The sequence below is a fragment of the Acidovorax sp. GW823-FHT01C06 genome (assembly GCF_058798375.1).
In genome coordinates this window covers 159,893-176,034 of the sequence record NZ_JBXAKN010000009.1, presented here as the reverse complement: position 1 = coordinate 176,034, position 16,142 = coordinate 159,893, and the positions used below count along the sequence as shown (strand labels likewise).

At 69.0% G+C, this 16,142-nt stretch carries 16 protein-coding genes; 12 read left to right on the top strand and 4 right to left on the bottom strand.

Features of this window, described 5'->3' with window-relative positions; genetic code table 11:
• Positions 1–46: 46 nt before the first annotated feature.
• Together rsmG and mnmG are read right to left on the bottom strand one after the other, a co-directional pair.
• On the bottom strand, positions 47–727 hold the full coding sequence (gene rsmG, locus AC1RCS_RS18550; protein ID WP_492246189.1) for a 16S rRNA (guanine(527)-N(7))-methyltransferase RsmG: 681 nt from the start codon (positions 725–727) through the stop codon (positions 47–49).
• Between the two features lie 2 nt (positions 728–729).
• On the bottom strand, positions 730–2,706 hold the full coding sequence (mnmG, locus tag AC1RCS_RS18545) for a tRNA uridine-5-carboxymethylaminomethyl(34) synthesis enzyme MnmG (RefSeq protein ID WP_492246146.1): 1,977 nt from the start codon (positions 2,704–2,706) through the stop codon (positions 730–732).
• Between the two features lie 152 nt (positions 2,707–2,858).
• Between mnmG and AC1RCS_RS18540 the strand changes: the two genes are divergently transcribed.
• The 4 genes from AC1RCS_RS18540 to AC1RCS_RS18525 all read left to right on the top strand — a co-directional run bounded on the left by AC1RCS_RS18540 (position 2,859) and on the right by AC1RCS_RS18525 (position 5,207).
• Entirely contained in the window at positions 2,859–3,491 is a 633-nt protein-coding gene (locus AC1RCS_RS18540; protein WP_492246145.1) for a Crp/Fnr family transcriptional regulator, read from the top strand.
• A gap of 210 nt (positions 3,492–3,701) precedes the next feature.
• The gene (locus tag AC1RCS_RS18535; RefSeq protein WP_492246144.1) at positions 3,702–4,160 is read left to right on the top strand and encodes an anthrone oxygenase family protein; all 459 of its coding nucleotides are present in this window, start codon (positions 3,702–3,704) and stop codon (positions 4,158–4,160) included.
• Positions 4,161–4,240: 80 nt separating this feature from the next.
• Positions 4,241–4,849 (top strand): NADPH-dependent FMN reductase, encoded by a 609-nt coding sequence (locus AC1RCS_RS18530; protein ID WP_492246143.1) that lies wholly within the window; start codon positions 4,241–4,243, stop codon positions 4,847–4,849.
• A gap of 79 nt (positions 4,850–4,928) precedes the next feature.
• A complete protein-coding gene (locus AC1RCS_RS18525) occupies positions 4,929–5,207 on the top strand; it encodes a YkgJ family cysteine cluster protein (RefSeq protein WP_218296417.1) in 279 nt (92 codons plus the stop codon).
• Positions 5,208–5,237: 30 nt separating this feature from the next.
• On the opposite strand, the gene AC1RCS_RS18520 is transcribed toward AC1RCS_RS18525, so the two are convergent.
• The gene (locus AC1RCS_RS18520) at positions 5,238–5,606 is read right to left on the bottom strand and encodes a VOC family protein (RefSeq protein ID WP_492246142.1); all 369 of its coding nucleotides are present in this window, start codon (positions 5,604–5,606) and stop codon (positions 5,238–5,240) included.
• Between the two features lie 354 nt (positions 5,607–5,960).
• Between AC1RCS_RS18520 and AC1RCS_RS18515 the strand changes: the two genes are divergently transcribed.
• The 7 genes from AC1RCS_RS18515 to gstA all read left to right on the top strand — a co-directional run bounded on the left by AC1RCS_RS18515 (position 5,961) and on the right by gstA (position 13,480).
• Complete coding sequence (locus AC1RCS_RS18515) at positions 5,961–6,872, top strand: RNA polymerase sigma-70 factor (protein WP_218339286.1); 912 nt, start codon at positions 5,961–5,963, stop codon at positions 6,870–6,872.
• A 153-nt stretch (positions 6,873–7,025) separates the two neighbouring features.
• Positions 7,026–7,490 (top strand): carboxymuconolactone decarboxylase family protein, encoded by a 465-nt coding sequence (locus AC1RCS_RS18510; RefSeq protein WP_218296414.1) that lies wholly within the window; start codon positions 7,026–7,028, stop codon positions 7,488–7,490.
• A gap of 201 nt (positions 7,491–7,691) precedes the next feature.
• Positions 7,692–9,275, top strand: coding sequence for a tail fiber domain-containing protein (locus AC1RCS_RS18505; protein WP_492246141.1), 1,584 nt, complete (start codon positions 7,692–7,694; stop codon positions 9,273–9,275).
• Between the two features lie 13 nt (positions 9,276–9,288).
• Positions 9,289–11,022 carry a tail fiber domain-containing protein gene (locus AC1RCS_RS18500; protein ID WP_492246140.1) on the top strand — a complete coding sequence of 578 codons (1,734 nt, stop codon included), beginning with the start codon at positions 9,289–9,291 and terminating at the stop codon, positions 11,020–11,022.
• Entirely contained in the window at positions 11,019–11,735 is a 717-nt protein-coding gene (locus AC1RCS_RS18495; protein ID WP_492246139.1) for an Ig domain-containing protein, read from the top strand. Before AC1RCS_RS18500 ends, AC1RCS_RS18495 begins: the two co-directional genes overlap by 4 nt.
• 262 nt (positions 11,736–11,997) lie before the next feature.
• The gene (locus AC1RCS_RS18490; protein ID WP_492246138.1) at positions 11,998–12,768 is read left to right on the top strand and encodes a class II aldolase/adducin family protein; all 771 of its coding nucleotides are present in this window, start codon (positions 11,998–12,000) and stop codon (positions 12,766–12,768) included.
• Positions 12,769–12,871: 103 nt separating this feature from the next.
• Positions 12,872–13,480: a glutathione transferase GstA gene (gene gstA, locus AC1RCS_RS18485; protein WP_369640963.1), complete on the top strand. Its 609-nt coding sequence runs from the start codon at positions 12,872–12,874 to the stop codon at positions 13,478–13,480.
• A gap of 165 nt (positions 13,481–13,645) precedes the next feature.
• Here gstA and AC1RCS_RS18480 read toward each other — a convergent pair whose 3' ends face one another.
• Positions 13,646–14,857 (bottom strand): YbfB/YjiJ family MFS transporter, encoded by a 1,212-nt coding sequence (locus tag AC1RCS_RS18480; RefSeq protein ID WP_492246137.1) that lies wholly within the window; start codon positions 14,855–14,857, stop codon positions 13,646–13,648.
• A gap of 179 nt (positions 14,858–15,036) precedes the next feature.
• On the opposite strand from AC1RCS_RS18480, the gene AC1RCS_RS18475 reads away from it, so the two are divergent.
• Positions 15,037–16,140 carry an alkene reductase gene (locus AC1RCS_RS18475; protein WP_218296407.1) on the top strand — a complete coding sequence of 368 codons (1,104 nt, stop codon included), beginning with the start codon at positions 15,037–15,039 and terminating at the stop codon, positions 16,138–16,140.
• Positions 16,141–16,142 lie beyond the last annotated feature (2 nt).

Genomic DNA, 16,142 nt, shown 5'->3' with positions numbered 1-16,142 from the left:
TCCCTCATCCGCATGTCAGCAGCCGGCAAACCCGTCCCAAAAAACCTCAGGCGGGCTTCAACCAGATGATGCAGCGCTCGGCCTCCAGGCCCGGGACGGTCAGTGGTTCCACGTGAAACACCGACGCACCGGCGGGCAGGGCTGCGATCTCGTCCTCTGGGTGCTTGCCCTTCATGGCCAGCCACACGCCGTGGGGCGCGGCCAGCGCACCCTGCGACCAGGTCACGAAGTCGGGCAGCGAAGCAAACGCACGGCAGCTGATGATGTCGAACGGCGTCGTCAGTGTCTCCACGCGCGCATGCACCCCATGCAGGTTGCGCAGCTTCAAGGACACCGCCGCTTGCTGGATGAACGCCGCCTTCTTGCCCACCGTGTCCACGCAGCTCACATCCACCGCCGGGCAGCAGATGGCGAACACCACACCGGGCAGCCCGCCGCCCGAGCCGACATCCAGCAGGCGCACCGAGCCCGCTGCCGGGGCCTGTTGCGCCAGGGTGGCGACGTGCCGGCGCAGCGGTGCCACCGCCGCCAGGCTGTCGAGCAAATGGTGCGTCATCATCTCCTGCGGGTCGCGCACCGAGGTCAGGTTGTAGACCTTGTTCCACTTCTGCAGCAGGGCCAGAAATTCCATCAGCTGGCTGACCTGGTCATCGCCCAGGCCCAGGCCCAGGGCATCTGCACCCGCCTGCAACTGGCTGCGCAATGCGTCGTTGTGGGGTACGGTCATCGTCATGCCGCCACTTCGCCTTCAGCCTTGGACGGGGCGACGGCAAATTCCTTGAAGCCACCCTTCTTCAGATGCACCATCAACAGCGAGATCGCCGCCGGCGTGATGCCCGTGATGCGCGATGCGTGGCCCAGGGTCTCGGGCCGGTGGCGGCTGAGCACCTGGCGCGCCTCAATGCTCAGGGCCGTGACCTGCATGTAGTCCAGGTCGGGCGGCAGGCGCAGTTTCTCGAAGTGCGCGGCGCGTTCCACCTCGCCCTTCTGGCGGTCGATGTAGCCCGAATACTTGGCCGCAATCTCCACCTGCTCCACCACGGGCTCGCTCAAGGGCCCCAGTGTTTCACGTGAAACCTCGCTGGAGGCGTACTTGCCGCCGTCCATGGACATCAGGCTGGCGTAGTTCACATCCGGGCGGCGCAGCAGCTCGAACAGGTTGTATTCGTGCTCGATGCTCTTGCCCAGCACGCGCTCCGACTCGGCCGCGGGCAGGTTGCGCGGGTTCACCCAGGTGGCTTTCAGACGCTCTGTTTCACGTGAAACCGCATCGCGCTTGCGGCTGAACGCATCCCAGCGCGCATCGTCCACCAGGCCCATGCGGCGCCCTGCTTCGGTCAGGCGCATGTCGGCGTTGTCCTCGCGCAGCTGCAGACGGAACTCGGCCCGGCTGGTGAACATGCGGTAGGGCTCGGTCACCCCCTTGGTGATGAGGTCGTCCACCAGCACGCCCAGGTAGGCCTCGTCGCGGCCGGGCAGCCAGGCGGCTTCGCCCCGGCACTGCAGCGCGGCATTGATGCCGGCGAACAGGCCCTGCGCCGCCGCCTCTTCGTAGCCCGTGGTGCCGTTGATCTGCCCGGCGAAGAACAGGCCCTGGATCTGCCGCGTCTCGAAGCTGCTCTTGAGCGAGCGCGGGTCGAAGTAGTCGTATTCGATGGCATAGCCAGGGCGCAGGATGTGCGCGTTCTCCAGGCCGGGCATGCTGCGCACCAGGTCGTACTGGATGTCGAACGGCAGGCTGGTGCTGATGCCGTTGGGGTAGTACTCGTGTGTGGTCAGGCCTTCGGGTTCCAGGAAGATCTGGTGGCTGTCCTTGTCGGCAAAGCGGTTGATCTTGTCCTCCACGCTCGGGCAGTAGCGCGGGCCCACGCCCTCGATCTTGCCGGTGAACATGGGGCTGCGGTCAAAGCCGCTGCGGATGATCTCGTGCGTGCGCTCGTTGGTGTGGGTGATCCAGCAGGGCACCTGCTGGGGGTGCATCTGTGCATTGCCCATGAAGCTGAACACGGGCACGGTGCCCTCGTTCACGCCACCGGGCATGCCGTCGCCGGGCTGCTCGGTGCACTTCGAAAAATCGATGCTGCGCCCGTCGATGCGCGGTGGCGTGCCGGTCTTCAGGCGCCCCTGGGGCAGCTTCAGCTCCTTGAGGCGCGCCGACAGCGACACGGCGGGCGGGTCCCCGGCCCGGCCGGCCGCGTAGTTGTTCAGCCCCACATGGATCTTGCCGTCCAGGAACGTCCCGGCCGTGAGCACCACCGTCCGGCTGCGAAAGCGGATGCCCACCTGCGTGACGGCGCCCACCACCCGGTCGCCCTCCACCATCAGATCGTCCACCGCCTGCTGGAACAGCCACAGATTGGGCTGGTTCTCCAGCATGCGGCGGATGGCGGCCTTGTAGAGGATGCGGTCGGCCTGGGCGCGCGTGGCACGCACGGCGGGGCCCTTGCTGCTGTTGAGAATGCGGAACTGGATGCCGCCCTCGTCCGTGGCCAGCGCCATGGCGCCGCCCAGCGCATCCACCTCCTTCACCAGGTGGCCCTTGCCGATGCCGCCGATGCTGGGGTTGCAGCTCATCTGCCCCAGCGTCTCGATGTTGTGCGTGAGCAGCAGCGTCTTGCTGCCCATGCGCGCGGCGGCCAGCGCGGCCTCGGTGCCCGCATGGCCACCGCCGACAACGATCACATCAAATTCCTGGGGATACAACATGGGGGACACTCCGGGGCCTGGCGGGCCCGATAATCAAAACACCCGGTAGCACAGGAGCACCCTACCCAAGGCGCCGCACACCGGCCCTGCTGGTGGTGGGCGCGCCCGGCGCCCCAGCAGGCAACCCGCGATTTTCCCACTTTGCGCAGGCCGTGTCTGTTTCCAACCCCCTCACCCTCTTTCTGACCGAGTTGCTTGGCGCCCCGCCCCCGGCCGTGGAAGCCTGGTGGGCACGCGCCGAACGGCGCGTGCTGGAGCGTGGCCAGCCATTGCTGCGGGCAGGCGAATACTGGCGGCACCTGTGGTGGGTGGAGCGCGGCGCCCTGCGGCTGTTTTACCTGGACCGCGACGGAGCAGAGTCCAACAAGAACTTCTTTCTGGACGGCGCCCTGTGCTGGCCCATCACCCCCACACTGCGCCAGCAGCCGGTAATGTTTCACGTGGAACCATTGGAAGACAGCGTGGTGTGGGCGCTGCCCTTGCCCACCGATTCCAGTCGCCCCCTGCCCTGCGCGGGCTGGGCACCGTGGGCCGCGCTGGAGCACCGGGTGCTCTGCGCCCTGCTCGACGGCAAGATGCAGCGCGAGCAGGAATTTCTGCAGCTCAGCGCCCGCCAGCGCTACGCCCGTTTGCTGGAGCAGCATCCGCAATGGGCCGAGCGCATCGCCCTCAAGCACCTGGCGTCGTACCTGGGCCTGGGCGTGACCGATGTCTCGCTGTCGCGCCTGCGCAGCGAGATGGGGCTTAGAGCGGCTAACAAAACTCAGCGTAGCGGCCCTGGCTAGGCGTTCCGTCGCAGGCAGTACAAGCGGTACGACAAGACGGAACAACGACGCCAGGGGAGTTTTGTGAGCCGCTCTTATCAAAGGATAAGGCACTGGGGGCGGCTTACCGGCAGAGTGCGGGCATCACCCCCACCAGCCCGCCCATGACCACCGCCCAACACCCCAGCAACGCGCCGCCCCCCGCTCTCCCTGATCCCCCACGCCCTCGCCGTGCTGTGGCTCGGCCTCATGGCCGGTTTCTTCGGCACCTACAGCGCCAACATCAACCTGGCCCTGCTGCAGATGGACGGCGCCATCTACGCCACCGTGCAATCGGCCTTCAATCGCAACGTGCGGCACGCGCTGTTCTTTGTGCTGTTCTTTGGCCCGCCGCTGTGGTCCGCGCAGGCCCTGGCCACGGCCTGGCGTGAACACCGCGCGCCATGGTGGCGCCTGCTGGCCGGGGTGGGCGTGGCCTACCTGCTGGGCATCGTGTTCTTCACCCAGCAGGTCAACCTGCCGCTCAACCACACCACCGAAGCCTGGAACCCCCAGGCCCTGCCCGCCGGCTGGGCCCAGGTGCGCGACCGGTGGAACGCCGCCAACCTGTGGCGCGCGCTGCTCAGCCTGGGTTGTTTCATGGCGGCGCTGGGGTCGCTGGTGGGGCGGCTTGCGGGTCGCCGCACGTAGCCGCGCTGGCGCAGCGCCACGCACCGGCCTCCCGGCTTGCAGGAATCCTGCCACGCGCCTGTGCTCCAATCGCAGGCACCATGCCCCACACACCTTCCCTCCTGATCTTCGCCGGCAGCACGCGCCAGCAATCCTTCAACCGCAAACTGGCCCACGCCACCGCCGCCATCGCACGCGACGCGGGCGCCACGGTCACGCTGCTGGAGCTGTCGGACTTCGACATCCCGCTGTACAACGCCGACCTCGAAGCCCAGGGCACACCGGCGGACGTGATCCGGCTCAAGGAGATCCTGTGGCAGCACCCCGCCTGGGTCATCTGCTCGCCCGAGTACAACGGCAGCTACACCGCCCTGCTCAAGAACACCATCGACTGGGCCTCCAGCCCGGTCAAAGGCAACCCCGACTGGCAGGACGGCGGCAAGAGTTTTCGCGGCAAGGTGGTGGGCATGCTCAGCGCCTCGCCCGGCGCCCTGGGCGGCCTGCGCTCGCAAAGCCACCTGGCGCCCCTGCTCATCAACGCCGAATGCTGGCTGGCACCCAAGGCGTTTGCGCTGGGCTCGGCCGGCAGCGCATTCGACGACGGCGGCGCTCTCATCCAGCAAGCCCACCGCGACCGCGTGCGCGCCGTGGTGGACCAGGTGCTGTGGGCATCCAGCCGCCTGCACGGCGATGCTGCCGCTGGCCAGTGAACGCCAAAATTTGAATCAAATTGGCCTCTAGCGCTTTATTCATAAGCGCTAGCAGCTATATAAATAATAGTAACCACCCATGAACTGCCGCCCCGGCTGCGGCGCCTGCTGCACCGCCCCCTCCATCAGCTCGCCCATCCCGGGCATGCCCCAGGGCAAACCGGCGGGGGTGCGGTGCATTCAGCTGGGGGACGGTGCGCGCTGCCTCATTTTTGGGCAACCCGAGCGGCCGGCGGTGTGCGGGGGGCTGATGCCGTCGGCCGAGATGTGTGGCACCAGCACGGAGCAGGCCATGGGTTTCCTGGCGCGGCTGGAGCGGCTGACGGAGCCCGGGAGCGTGGGCGAACCGGCGGGGTGACCGGCGGTCCTCCCGATGGGTCCGCGCCCGCTACTTCATCGAGTGCAGCCCGACCTTGTTGCCCTCGGTGTCCATGAAGTGGGCAAAGAAGCCGAAGTCGTTGCCAATCTCCGTCTTCGGCACCACCACCGCCCCACCCGCCGGCTCCACGCGCGCCAGCAGGGGGGCCAGGTCCTCGCCGCCATTGAGGTACACCATCGTCCCGTTCTGCGAGGGTACGCTGCCCTCCGCCTGCACGAGGGCACCGCCCACGGCGGCGGGGCCGGAGGACAACATCCCCATTTTGGTCGGGCCCATTTCCATGGGCGCGATGGTGATGCCCAGCACCGTCTCGTAGAAAGTCTTGGCGCGGGTGAAGTCGGTCACGGGGATCTCGAACCAGTTCAATGCATGGGCCATGCTGCGCTCCTTGGGTTGCGGGATGGAAACCCGCACTGTGAACCATCGCGCAGCCCGGCGCAATGACGGCCCGGCCAGGGCGCCGCAGGCCTTTCCGCGGGCCGTCCCTTCCCCGTCACGGGCCCCGCACGGGGGTTGCCTGCGCACGCCCGGTTGCGTACAACACGGTCATTCCCGCAGCCTTCGGTTCTGCTCAAAAATGCCTCCAGCGCTTTACCGACAAGCGCCAATAGCTATCAAAATAAAAGCAACCAAGGCCGCCCTGTCACACCACCGCTGCCTCCAACGTCTGTGCAGGACCACGGAACAGTCTTCCCACACGCTCCTGCCTGCCGCACGCCACCCGACACCGCCATGACCACCCACCCCGCATCCACCGACCCCTTCACCACCCTGCGCCCCCGCCTCTTCGGCATTGCCTACCGCATGCTGGGCGTGCGCGCCGATGCCGAGGACGTACTGCAGGACGCCTGGCTGCGCTGGAGCCGCCAGGATGTGGCCGTGCTGCAGTCGGCCGAGGCCTGGCTGGTGACGGTGGTCACGCGGCTGGCCATCGACCGGCTGCGCGCGCTGAAGGCCGAGCGCGAGGCCTACGTGGGCTGGTGGCTGCCCGAGCCGCTGGTGGAGCTGCACCACCACCACGGCGACGCACCGCACCACCACGACACCCCCGAGGCGGCCGCCGAGCTGGCGGGCGAGCTGTCGGTGGCATTCATGTACGTGCTGGAGCGCCTGGGGCCGGAGGAGCGCGCGGCCTTTTTGCTGCGCCAGGTGTTCGACTACGACTACCCCGAGATCGCCGCGCAGCTGGGCAAGAGCGAGGCCAGCTGCCGCCAGATGGTGCACCGCGCCAGCGAGCGCGTGCAGCAGGCGCGCACCCGGTTCGAGGTGCCGCAGGCCGTGCACCACCAGCTACTGCAGCGCTTCATGCGGGCCGCCCAAAGCGGCGACCGCAACGCCATCGAGGCGCTGCTCAGCGAAGACGCGCAGCTGATTGGCGACGGCGGCGGCAAGGTGCCATCCTTTCCCAAGCCGCTGGTGGGGCCGTTCCGCATCGCCAACCTGTACTGGGCGCAGTTCCGCCGCCTGGGCGCGCTGGTGGTCTACCGCATGGCGCTCCTCAACGGCGAACCCGGCCTGCTGCGCTACGTGGACGGCCGCATCGAATCGGCGCAGGCGTTCGTGACGGACGGCGAGCGCATTGTGGCCATCTATGCCGTGCGCAACCCGGACAAGTTGGCGGGCATCCCGGACACGCTGGGGTGACGTGCTGAGGTTTTTTCGAGGCACCGTGTCACAGCGGCAGACCCGGCCACGTCTAACCAGTATGAAAGGCAGCAGCAGCAGCAACACCACCGCAGCCTTCATGCCCAACGTTTTCAACCCCAGGCCATTGCCACTTACACCCAAGGATCTGCCATGCCATCGACCACCCAACACACCGCCCGCCTGCCCTATCACAAGCTGTCTTCCAAGGCCTTCATGGGCCTGGTGAGCCTGTCGGAAACCCTCAAGAAGGGACCGCTGGGCGCGCGCCTGGCCGAACTCGTCTTCCTGCGCGTCTCACAGATCAACGGCTGCGCGTACTGCATGGACATGCACTGGACCTACCTGGTCAAGGACGGCATGGAGCCGCGCCACCTGAACGCCGTGGCCGGCTGGCGCGAGGCGCCGTTCTTCGGCGAGCGTGAACGCGCCGCCCTGCGCTGGGCCGAGATCATCACCGCCACGCCCCACAGCGATGCGAGCGACGAGGAATTCGCGAAGCTGCAGGCGGTGTTCAACGAGACCGAAATCTCCGAACTGGGCTTTGCGATCGCCGTGATCAACGCCTGGAACCTGGTGAACGCCGGGATGCGCGCCCCGATCCCGGAAGCGGGCTGAAGCGTCCTCCCACCCGCCGCAGGGGCGGGCCTGGCGCGCGGGAGAGGGTTTCGGCCCCCACAACCCCTCTCCCGTGCGCAACTGCGGATTGACGCCGCAGTCCCGGTCGCTCAAACTCAAGTGTTTCCATGGGTAACTGGTGTCGCAAAGATGCCTTACCGGCGTTCCCGTGCGCTTCCACCCGCTTTTGAGACCACCGCCATGAACTTCCTGCACCGAACCGCGATGGCCCTGATGGCGAGCCTCGTCGGCGCCACCTGCGCCGCGCAGGCTCCCGCTGCGTCCATCACCACGACACGCCAGAGCGAGCGCATCACCTGGACCGCCAACGCACCCCACGGCGCGGGCAAGTTGCGGCTGGCACGCCCCGACGGCACCGTCACCGACATGGCGTTCCCACGCGCCCCGATCGTGCTCGAGCCCCAGCGGGCGGGCCTGGCCGACGGACGCTATTTCTATGAGCTGAGCCTGGATCCCCCGCTCGTCATGGACCCCGCGCTGGCCCAGGCCACCCTGCACCAGCGCATCGTTTCCGGCTCCTTTGTCGTGGCCCAGGGCCAGCTGGTGGTCGGCGGCGCCGAGTCCAGCGCGCCCGTACCGCGCCCCAAGTCGGCGGCCACCACGTTCTCCACCAAGGACCAGTTGCTTGCGGACGACCTGATCGTGCAGGGCAGCGTGTGCGCGGGCCTCGACTGCGTCAACAACGAGAACTTCGGTTTTGACACGGTGCGGCTCAAGGGAGCCAATCCCATCATCCATTTCCAGGACACGAGCAATAGCCCGTTTCCCACCAACGACTGGCGGATCAAGGCCAACGACACCGCCTCGGGCGGCGCCTCCTACCTCGCCATCGAGGATGCGACCTCCGGCAACCAGGTCTTCACCGTCAGTGCCGGGGCCCCCACCAACAGCCTCTACGTCAGCTCCGGCGGCGACCTGGGCCTGCGCACCGCCACGCCGGTGCTGGACGTGCACGCCCTGACGGGCGACACGCCCGGGGTCCGCCTGGAACAGACCTCGGCGGGCGGCTTCACGGCGCAGACCTGGGACATCGCTTCCAACGAGGCCAACTTCTTCGTGCGCGACCTCACAGGCGGCTCGCGCCTGCCGCTGCGCATCCGCCCTGGAGCGCCCACCAGCAGCCTGGACATTGCCGCATCGGGCAACGTCGGCCTGGGCACCGCATCGCCGTCCGCCGCGCTGCATGTGCTGCGCAACGACGGCACCGCCCAGGTCCTGGTGCAGGAGACCAACAGCACAGCCGCCCCGCGCACCCTGCTAAACCTGGCCAACAACGGCCCCGCCACGCTGCGCTTCACCACGGCACCGGCCACCGGCTGGGACATGACCTCCGGCACGGCCCTCACCCTGGCCACGCAGGGCGCGGGCACACCGCAGTTCACGCTGGCCGCCAACGGCAACCTGGCCATCACCGGCACGCTGAGCACCGGCTCCAGCCGCACGCTCAAGACGGGCATCGAACCCGTCAACGGCACCACCCTGCTGGAAAAAGTGCTGAGCCTGCCGCTCTACCACTGGCGCTACAAGTCCAGCCCCGCGCAGGAGCGCCACGTCGGCCCCATGGCCGAGGACTTCCGCAAGATCTTCCAGCTCGGGCAGGACGACAGGAGCCTGGCCCCCGGCGACCTCGCGGGCGTGACCCTGGGCGCCGTGCAGGCGCTGGCCCGCAAGGTGACCGAACGCGAAGCCGACATCGCCGCGATCAGGGCCCGCATCTCCCTGCTGGAAGCGCAGATGGCGGCCCCCGCCAAGCCCGCGCGCTAAGAGGGTGCCAGCCATGCCACACCACCCCAACGCCTTCCTGGACAGGCCGCAGCCGCGCGCCACGGCCTTGCTGATGATGGCCACCGCGCTCGCAGCGTTGCTGCTGTGCCAGAGCGTGCAGGCACAACAACCAGGCGACGCCGCCGGTGCCGCCGCGATCACGTCCCGCCTGCAGGCCCAGCGGCTGGAATGGACCCCCGCCGCGCCCCATGGCCGCGCCGTGCTGCGCATCGCGCGCGACGGCGGCATGCCCCAGGACTTCGCGCTGCGCAGCCCGCTGGTGTTCTCGCTGCAGGACACCCCCCTGCCCGACGGGCACTACACCTACGAGCTGACGCTCGCCCCCACCACCAGCGCCGTGCGGCACGACGACGCCACGGCGGCCCTGGTCCCGTCCGCACCCTCGGGCGTCGGCGGCGCCATGCTCAGCGGCAGCGTGTCCGTGGCGGGCGGCGCTTTCGTGTTGCCACCGCAGGTGCCGCCCCGGGGCGAGGTCGGCGCGGCAGACAGCGGCAGCGGCAGCGACAGCGCCACTACGCCCTCCACCCGCTCCACCCTGGCCAGCGCAAGCACGCGCATGGTGGCCAAGGACCAGCTGGTCAGCGACGACCACATCATCCAGGGCAGCGTCTGCGCGGGATTTGACTGCGCCATCAACGAGGGCTTTGGCGACGACACCCTGCGGCTGAAGGAAAACAACCTGCGCATCGGGTTTCAGGACACCCGCGTTGCACCGTTTCCCAGCAATGACTGGACGCTGGTCGCCAATGACAGTGCCAGCGGTGGGGCCAGCTTCATGGGCATCGAGGATGTCACGGGTGCCAAGTTCCCCGTGCGCTGGCTGGCCGGAGCGCCGGCCAACAGCCTGTACGTGAGCCCGCAGGGTCGCGTGGGGATACGCACGGCCGTGCCCGTGCTGGACCTGCATGTGGTGTCCACCGACACGCCGGGGTTGCGGCAGGAGCAGAGCAACGTCAGCGGCTTCACGGCCCAGACCTGGGACATTGCCGGCAACGAGGCCAATTTCTTCGTGCGCGACGTCACGGGCGGCTCGCGCCTGCCCCTGCGCATCCGCCCCGGGGCTCCACACTCCAGCCTCGACATCGCCGGCAATGGCAACGTCGGCATGGGGACTCCGCGTCCCATGGCATCCCTGACCCTGCGGCGCGCCGACGGCTCCGGCAGCCTGCTGGTCGACAACACGGCGGGCGCTGCCTTGGCCCCGCGCGTGCAGATGGAACTGCAGAACAACGGCGCCATCGCCGCGCGCCTTGCGCACGGCACCGGCACGGCGTACTGGACCCAGCATGCCACCGCCACCGCAGTGGGCCTGGCCCCCAGTGGCAGCGGCAGCAACGCGCTGTCGGTGCAGTCGAATGGCGGCCTGATGGTGGCCGGCACGCTCAGCCAGGGCTCCAGCCGCACGCTCAAGCACGACATCACCGCTGCACCGGTCCACGCGATCCTGGGCGAGGTGGCGCAACTGCCGCTGTATGCGTGGCGCTACCTGAGCGACCTCAACGCCAGCCTGCACCTGGGCCCCATGGCCGAAGACGTGCACCACCGCTTCAAGGTGGGCGAAAGCCCCCGTACGCTCGCGCCCAGCGATGTCGCCGGCCTCGCGGCCGCCACGGTCCAGGCCCTGCACCAGAAGCTGGCCGCCAAGGATGAGGAACTCATGGGCCTGGCGGAACGCCTTTCGGCCCTGGAGCAGCAGCTTGCACGCAAGCGCGGAGGCGCGCGATGATGGCCCCCGCAGCGCGGGCTGCAGCCACCTGGTGCCGGCACCTCCTTGCGGGAGCAGGCGCCGCCGGCCTGCTGCTGTGGGGTGCAGCAGCAGGCGCCCAGAGCATCAACGTCACACCTTCCACCATTCCCGTGCCGGTGCAGGGCGTGCCCTACAGCGTGACCTTCGTGGGCAGCAATGGCGTGGCGCCGTACCAGTTCCTGGTCAGCACCGGCATGCTGCCCGCCGGCCTGAGCCTGTCGGCCGGGGGCGCCCTCACGGGCACCCCCACCACCGCGGCGGCGTACAGCTTCACCATCACGGTGTCCGACTTCCTGGGCCGCGAGCTGGACCTGACAGGCACGGGCGCCGTGACCAGTGCGCTGGTCATCACCCCGCCACCCGGACTCGTCGTCAACACGCCATACAGCGGACAGATCCAGGTGACGGGCGGAACAGGCCCCTACACCTTTGCCATCAACTCGGGGGCCCTGCCACCAGGCATGTCGCTCAGCGCCAGCGGCATGCTGACCGGCACACCCACCACCCTGGGCAACTACGCATTGGTCATCCGGGTCACGGATGCCAACGGCCTGTCCTCCGTCATCACGCTGAACATCAGCGTCGCGGCCACTGCCACGATTCCGGTCAACGACCCCTGGATGCTGGCCCTCGCTGCACTGGGATTGGGCTGGCTGGGACGGCGGCAACTTCAGCAGCGGCAGCGGTACTGACACACGGGCACCGGCCGTACGGGCAGCCAGGCGCGCCTGCGCCTGCTGCCCGACAAGGTCGGGTTGCCTGGGCTTCCTGCGCCAGCAGCGACACAGCACCGGCCGTCCCGCGTCACGGCCAGACCCATGCATGGCGGTTCCTGGGCCACAAGGCCGCCAAGCGGCCCCAAAGTGCGTCAGGTGTAGCCTGCCTGACAGACCCTGGCGCAACACCGTCCTACAGTGGCGTCTCCCATCCCCACAAAAAGCCGGAGACACCACCATGCTCAATATCCCTTCCCTGCAAGACAGCGTCAGCCCCGAAGAATGGCAGCTGCGCTGCGACCTGGCGGCCTGCTACCGGCTCGTGGCGCTGTACGGCTGGAGCGACCTGGTCTTCACGCACATCAGCGCCAAGCTGCCCGACTCGGTGTCCGGTCCGGAGCACCACTTCCTCATCAACCCCTACGGCCTCATGTTCGACGAGATCACCGCCTCGAGCCTCATCAAGGTGGACATGCAGTGCAACAAGCTGCACGACTCGCCCTTTCCCGTGAACCCGGCGGGCTTCGTGATCCACAGCGCCGTGCACGAGGCCCGGCCCGAGGCGGGGTGCGTGCTGCACACCCACACGCGCGCCGGCGTGGCCGTGAGCGCGCAACAGGGCGGCGTGCTGCCCATCAGCCAGCAGAGCACCTTCGTGCTGGGCTCGCTGGCGTACCACGAGTACGAGGGCGTGGCCTTTCGCGACGAGGAAAAGCCGCGCCTGCAGGCCGACCTGGGCGAGGCCAACTTCCTCATGCTGCGCAACCACGGCCTGCTCACCGTGGGCAGGACGATCGCCGATGCCTTCCTGTCGATGTACACCTTCGAGAACACCTGCCGCATCCAGATCGACGCGCAGGCCGGCGGCGCGCTGACCTCGGTGAACCCGCAGATCGTGAGCGGCGTGGCCCAGGCCATGCGGGTGCAGACAGGCGGGCTGGGCGGTGCGTTTGCATGGCCCGCGCTGCTGCGCAAGGTGCAGCGCGACATGCCCGGCCACGACGTCTGAGGCGCCGTGGCGCGAGGGGGCGCGGGGCCGTGCCCCCGTGCCAGCAGAAAGACGGTGCAGCGCATAGCATCGGAGGGTTCCCACTTTTCACGAGGATCCGTCCATGAAGCTCTACTACTCCCCCGGCGCCTGCTCGCTCTCCCCGCACATCGCACTGCACGAGGCCGGCCTAGCCTACACGCCCGTGCTGGCCAGCACCAAGACGCACAAGCTGCAGGACGGCTCCGACTACTACGGCATCAACCCGCTGGGCTATGTGCCGATGCTGGAACTGGACGACGGCACGCGGCTGCGCGAAGGCCCCGCCATCGTGCAATACATCGCCGACCAGGTGCCCCTCAAGATGCTGGCCCCCCAGAACGGCACGCTGCAGCGCTACCGCCTGCAGGAATGGCTCACCTTCATCGGCATGGAACTGCACCGCGGCTTCACCCCGCTCTTCAATCCCGCCACGCCCGAGGAATACAAGGTGATGGCGCGCGACAGGCTGCTGCAGCGTCTGCAGTGGGTGGACGGCCAGCTCGCCGGCAAGCAGTACGTCATGGGCGACCACTTCACCGTGGCCGATGGCTACCTGTTCACCGTGCAAGGCTGGCACAAGCCCACCGGCATCGATATCTCCAGCCTGGCCAACCTGCAGGCCTACGCCGCCCGCGTGGCGGCCCGCCCCGCCGTGCAGGCCGCCATGAAGGTGGAAGGCCTGCTGAAATAGGGACACCCCCCTGAGGCGCTGCGCGCCTTCCCCCCGCTCCCGCTACGCGGGCAGGAGGACAACGCCCTCGCTGCGGGGCGGCCCTTGCTCGGCGTTCCTGGCCTAGGCCGCGCCAGTATCGATTGGGAGCGCGTAGCGCGGCGCACGGCCAAGACTCCAGATGCGCTAGAGCGGCTTCTGCCGCCACGCCACCAGCGCCCCCAACCACAGCGCGCAGGCCGAGAACACCAGCCCGCGCGCGAGGCCTCCCGGGCCATCGGCGATCCAGCCCACCACCGTGGGCCCCACGATCTGCCCGGCGGCGAACACAATGGTGAAGGCGCTGATGCCGCTGGCCCACAGCACCTGTGGCAGGTTGTGCCGCACCAGGGCGGTGGTCGATGCCACCACCGACAGGAACACGCCGCCAAACAGCAGGCCCGAGGCCAGCACCACCGGCCAGGCCGACGTCAGCGCGGGCAGCACGGTGGCCACGCCCAGCAGCCCGTTGAGCAGGCCCAGCGCCTGGCCGCCACGGCTGCGGTCCAACAGCCCCGCCCAGATGCGCGACGACAGCACCACCGCCAACCCCAGCAGCGCATAGAACCAGGTCACCGCCGTGCCGCTGGCGCCTTGCTCGCGCAGCAGCGCCACGACGAAGGTCATGTAGCCGATGTAGCCCACGCCGAACAGGCCGTAGCCCAGCAGCGCGGGCGCCAGCGCACGCCAGCGCACCCGGGCGGGCGGCGGCACCACATTGAAGGCCCGGGGGGCATCCGCGGGCACCGCCAGCCCGCGCAGCACACGCGCGGGCCACCACAGGGCCGCCGTCGCGGCCATGCAGGCCAGCGCCAGCGCCCACCAGGCCCACGTCCAGGCATGCGGGGACGGCGCCGCCGCCAGCACGGCGGGCACGAGCACGGCCGACAGGCTGATGCCCCAGCCCGTGCCCCCGTAGTACAGCCCCAGCAGCAGGCCGCTGCGCCCCGGCTCCTGCGCCCCCAGGCGCGCGGCGAGCAGGCCGCCGGCAATGAACACGAGCGCGCTCGCCACGCCGGCCAGCAGGCGCTGCAGCAGGAGCGGCACCGCCTCGGTGAAAAAACCGCAGAGCCCCATGAACACGGTGGCCAGCACCGCGCCGGCCAACAGCACGGCCCCGGGTGCGGCACGCCGCAGCAGCCAGGGCGTGGCCAGCGCGCCGACCAGGTAGCCCAGCGCATTCACGGTGTTCATCGCGCCCGCGAGGGTGTAGGACCAGCCCAGGTCCTCCCGCATGGGCGGCAGCAGCAGCGCGTACGCAAAGCGCGTGATGCCGAGCGACACCGCCGCCCCCATCGACAGCGCCACGGCCAGCCACAGCGCGGGCACGGGGCGGGGGGAAGGATGGCGGGGCGGCATGGCGTTTGATTCTGCCCCAGGCCGCGCCAGCGCGCCGCGGCCCCCCGCACACCGCCGGCCAGCCCCGGATAGCACAAAACCAGAGCCCTTGTTGACGCATGTGCGCTGCACGTTTTGCGCTGCAGCATTAACCTTCCGGGGTTGATCGATTGTGTGCAACCCGTTTTTGAAAGCCCCGCATGCCTTTTCTGTCCGACCCCGTCCAAGCCGGTGACCTGCAGCTGGCCAACCGCATCGCCATGGCACCGCTCACGCGCAACCGCTCGCCCAACGCCGTGCCCACCGACCTCGTGGCCACCTACTACACGCAGCGCGCCAGCGCCGGCCTGCTGATTTCCGAGGCCACCGCCATCAGCCACCAGGGACAGGGCTACGCCGACGTGCCCGGCCTGTATGCGCCCGAGCAGATCGCCGGCTGGAAGAAGGTCACTTCGTCCGTGCACGCGGCGGGCGGCAAGATCGTGGTGCAGCTGTGGCATGTGGGCCGTGTCTCGCACACCGACCTGCAGCCGGGCCATGCCGCGCCCGTGGCCCCGTCGGCGATCCAGGCCAAGACCAAGACCGTGCTCATCAAGGACGGCGTGCCCACGTTCACCCAGACCTCGGAGCCCCGCGCGCTCGAGATCGCCGAGATCCCCGGCATCGTGGCCGACTACCGCCGTGCCGCCCGCGCTGCCATCGAAGCCGGCTTCGACGGCGTCGAGGTGCACGCCGCCAACGGCTACCTGATCGATCAGTTCCTCAAGACCAGCGCCAACCACCGCACCGACGCCTATGGCGGCAGCATCGAGAACCGCGCCCGGCTGCTGGTCGAAGTGGTCACCGCCATCACGCAGGAAATCGGTGCCGGCCGCACGGGCATCCGCCTGTCGCCCGTGACGCCCGCCAACGACGTGGTGGACGCGGACCCGCAGCCCCTGTTTGACTACGTGGTGCGCCAGCTCGGCCCGCTGGGCCTTTCCTACATCCACGTGATCGAGGGTGCGACCGGCGGCCCGCGCGAACTGCCCGACCGCCCCTTCGACTACGCGGCCCTGAAGGCGGCCTACCGCGCGGCCGGCGGCCAGGGCGCGTGGATGGTGAACAACGCCTACGACAAGGCGCTGGCGGAAACCGCGCTCGCGAACGGCGCGGACATCGTGGCCTTTGGCCGGCCGTTCATCGCCAACCCCGACCTCGTGCAGCGCCTGGAGCGCGGCGCGCCCCTGAACGAGGTCAACCGCGCCACGCTGTACGGCGGCGGCGCGGAGGGCTACACCGACTACCCCGCCCTGTCGGCCTGAGG

Coding starts and splice junctions, on each gene's coding strand:
- mnmG (WP_492246146.1), bottom strand. CDS start 2,706: ATGTTGTATCCCCAGGAATTTGATGTGATCGTTGTCGGCGGTGGCCAT.
- AC1RCS_RS18515 (WP_218339286.1), top strand. CDS start 5,961: ATGACCACCCACCCCGCATCCACCGACCCCTTCACCACCCTGCGCCCC.
- AC1RCS_RS18505 (WP_492246141.1), top strand. CDS start 7,692: ATGAACTTCCTGCACCGAACCGCGATGGCCCTGATGGCGAGCCTCGTC.
- AC1RCS_RS18475 (WP_218296407.1), top strand. CDS start 15,037: ATGCCTTTTCTGTCCGACCCCGTCCAAGCCGGTGACCTGCAGCTGGCC.
- AC1RCS_RS18500 (WP_492246140.1), top strand. CDS start 9,289: ATGCCACACCACCCCAACGCCTTCCTGGACAGGCCGCAGCCGCGCGCC.
- AC1RCS_RS18530 (WP_492246143.1), top strand. CDS start 4,241: ATGCCCCACACACCTTCCCTCCTGATCTTCGCCGGCAGCACGCGCCAG.
- rsmG (WP_492246189.1), bottom strand. CDS start 727: ATGACCGTACCCCACAACGACGCATTGCGCAGCCAGTTGCAGGCGGGT.
- AC1RCS_RS18480 (WP_492246137.1), bottom strand. CDS start 14,857: ATGCCGCCCCGCCATCCTTCCCCCCGCCCCGTGCCCGCGCTGTGGCTG.
- AC1RCS_RS18525 (WP_218296417.1), top strand. CDS start 4,929: ATGAACTGCCGCCCCGGCTGCGGCGCCTGCTGCACCGCCCCCTCCATC.
- AC1RCS_RS18510 (WP_218296414.1), top strand. CDS start 7,026: ATGCCATCGACCACCCAACACACCGCCCGCCTGCCCTATCACAAGCTG.
- gstA (WP_369640963.1), top strand. CDS start 12,872: ATGAAGCTCTACTACTCCCCCGGCGCCTGCTCGCTCTCCCCGCACATC.
- AC1RCS_RS18520 (WP_492246142.1), bottom strand. CDS start 5,606: ATGGCCCATGCATTGAACTGGTTCGAGATCCCCGTGACCGACTTCACC.
- AC1RCS_RS18490 (WP_492246138.1), top strand. CDS start 11,998: ATGCTCAATATCCCTTCCCTGCAAGACAGCGTCAGCCCCGAAGAATGG.
- AC1RCS_RS18495 (WP_492246139.1), top strand. CDS start 11,019: ATGATGGCCCCCGCAGCGCGGGCTGCAGCCACCTGGTGCCGGCACCTC.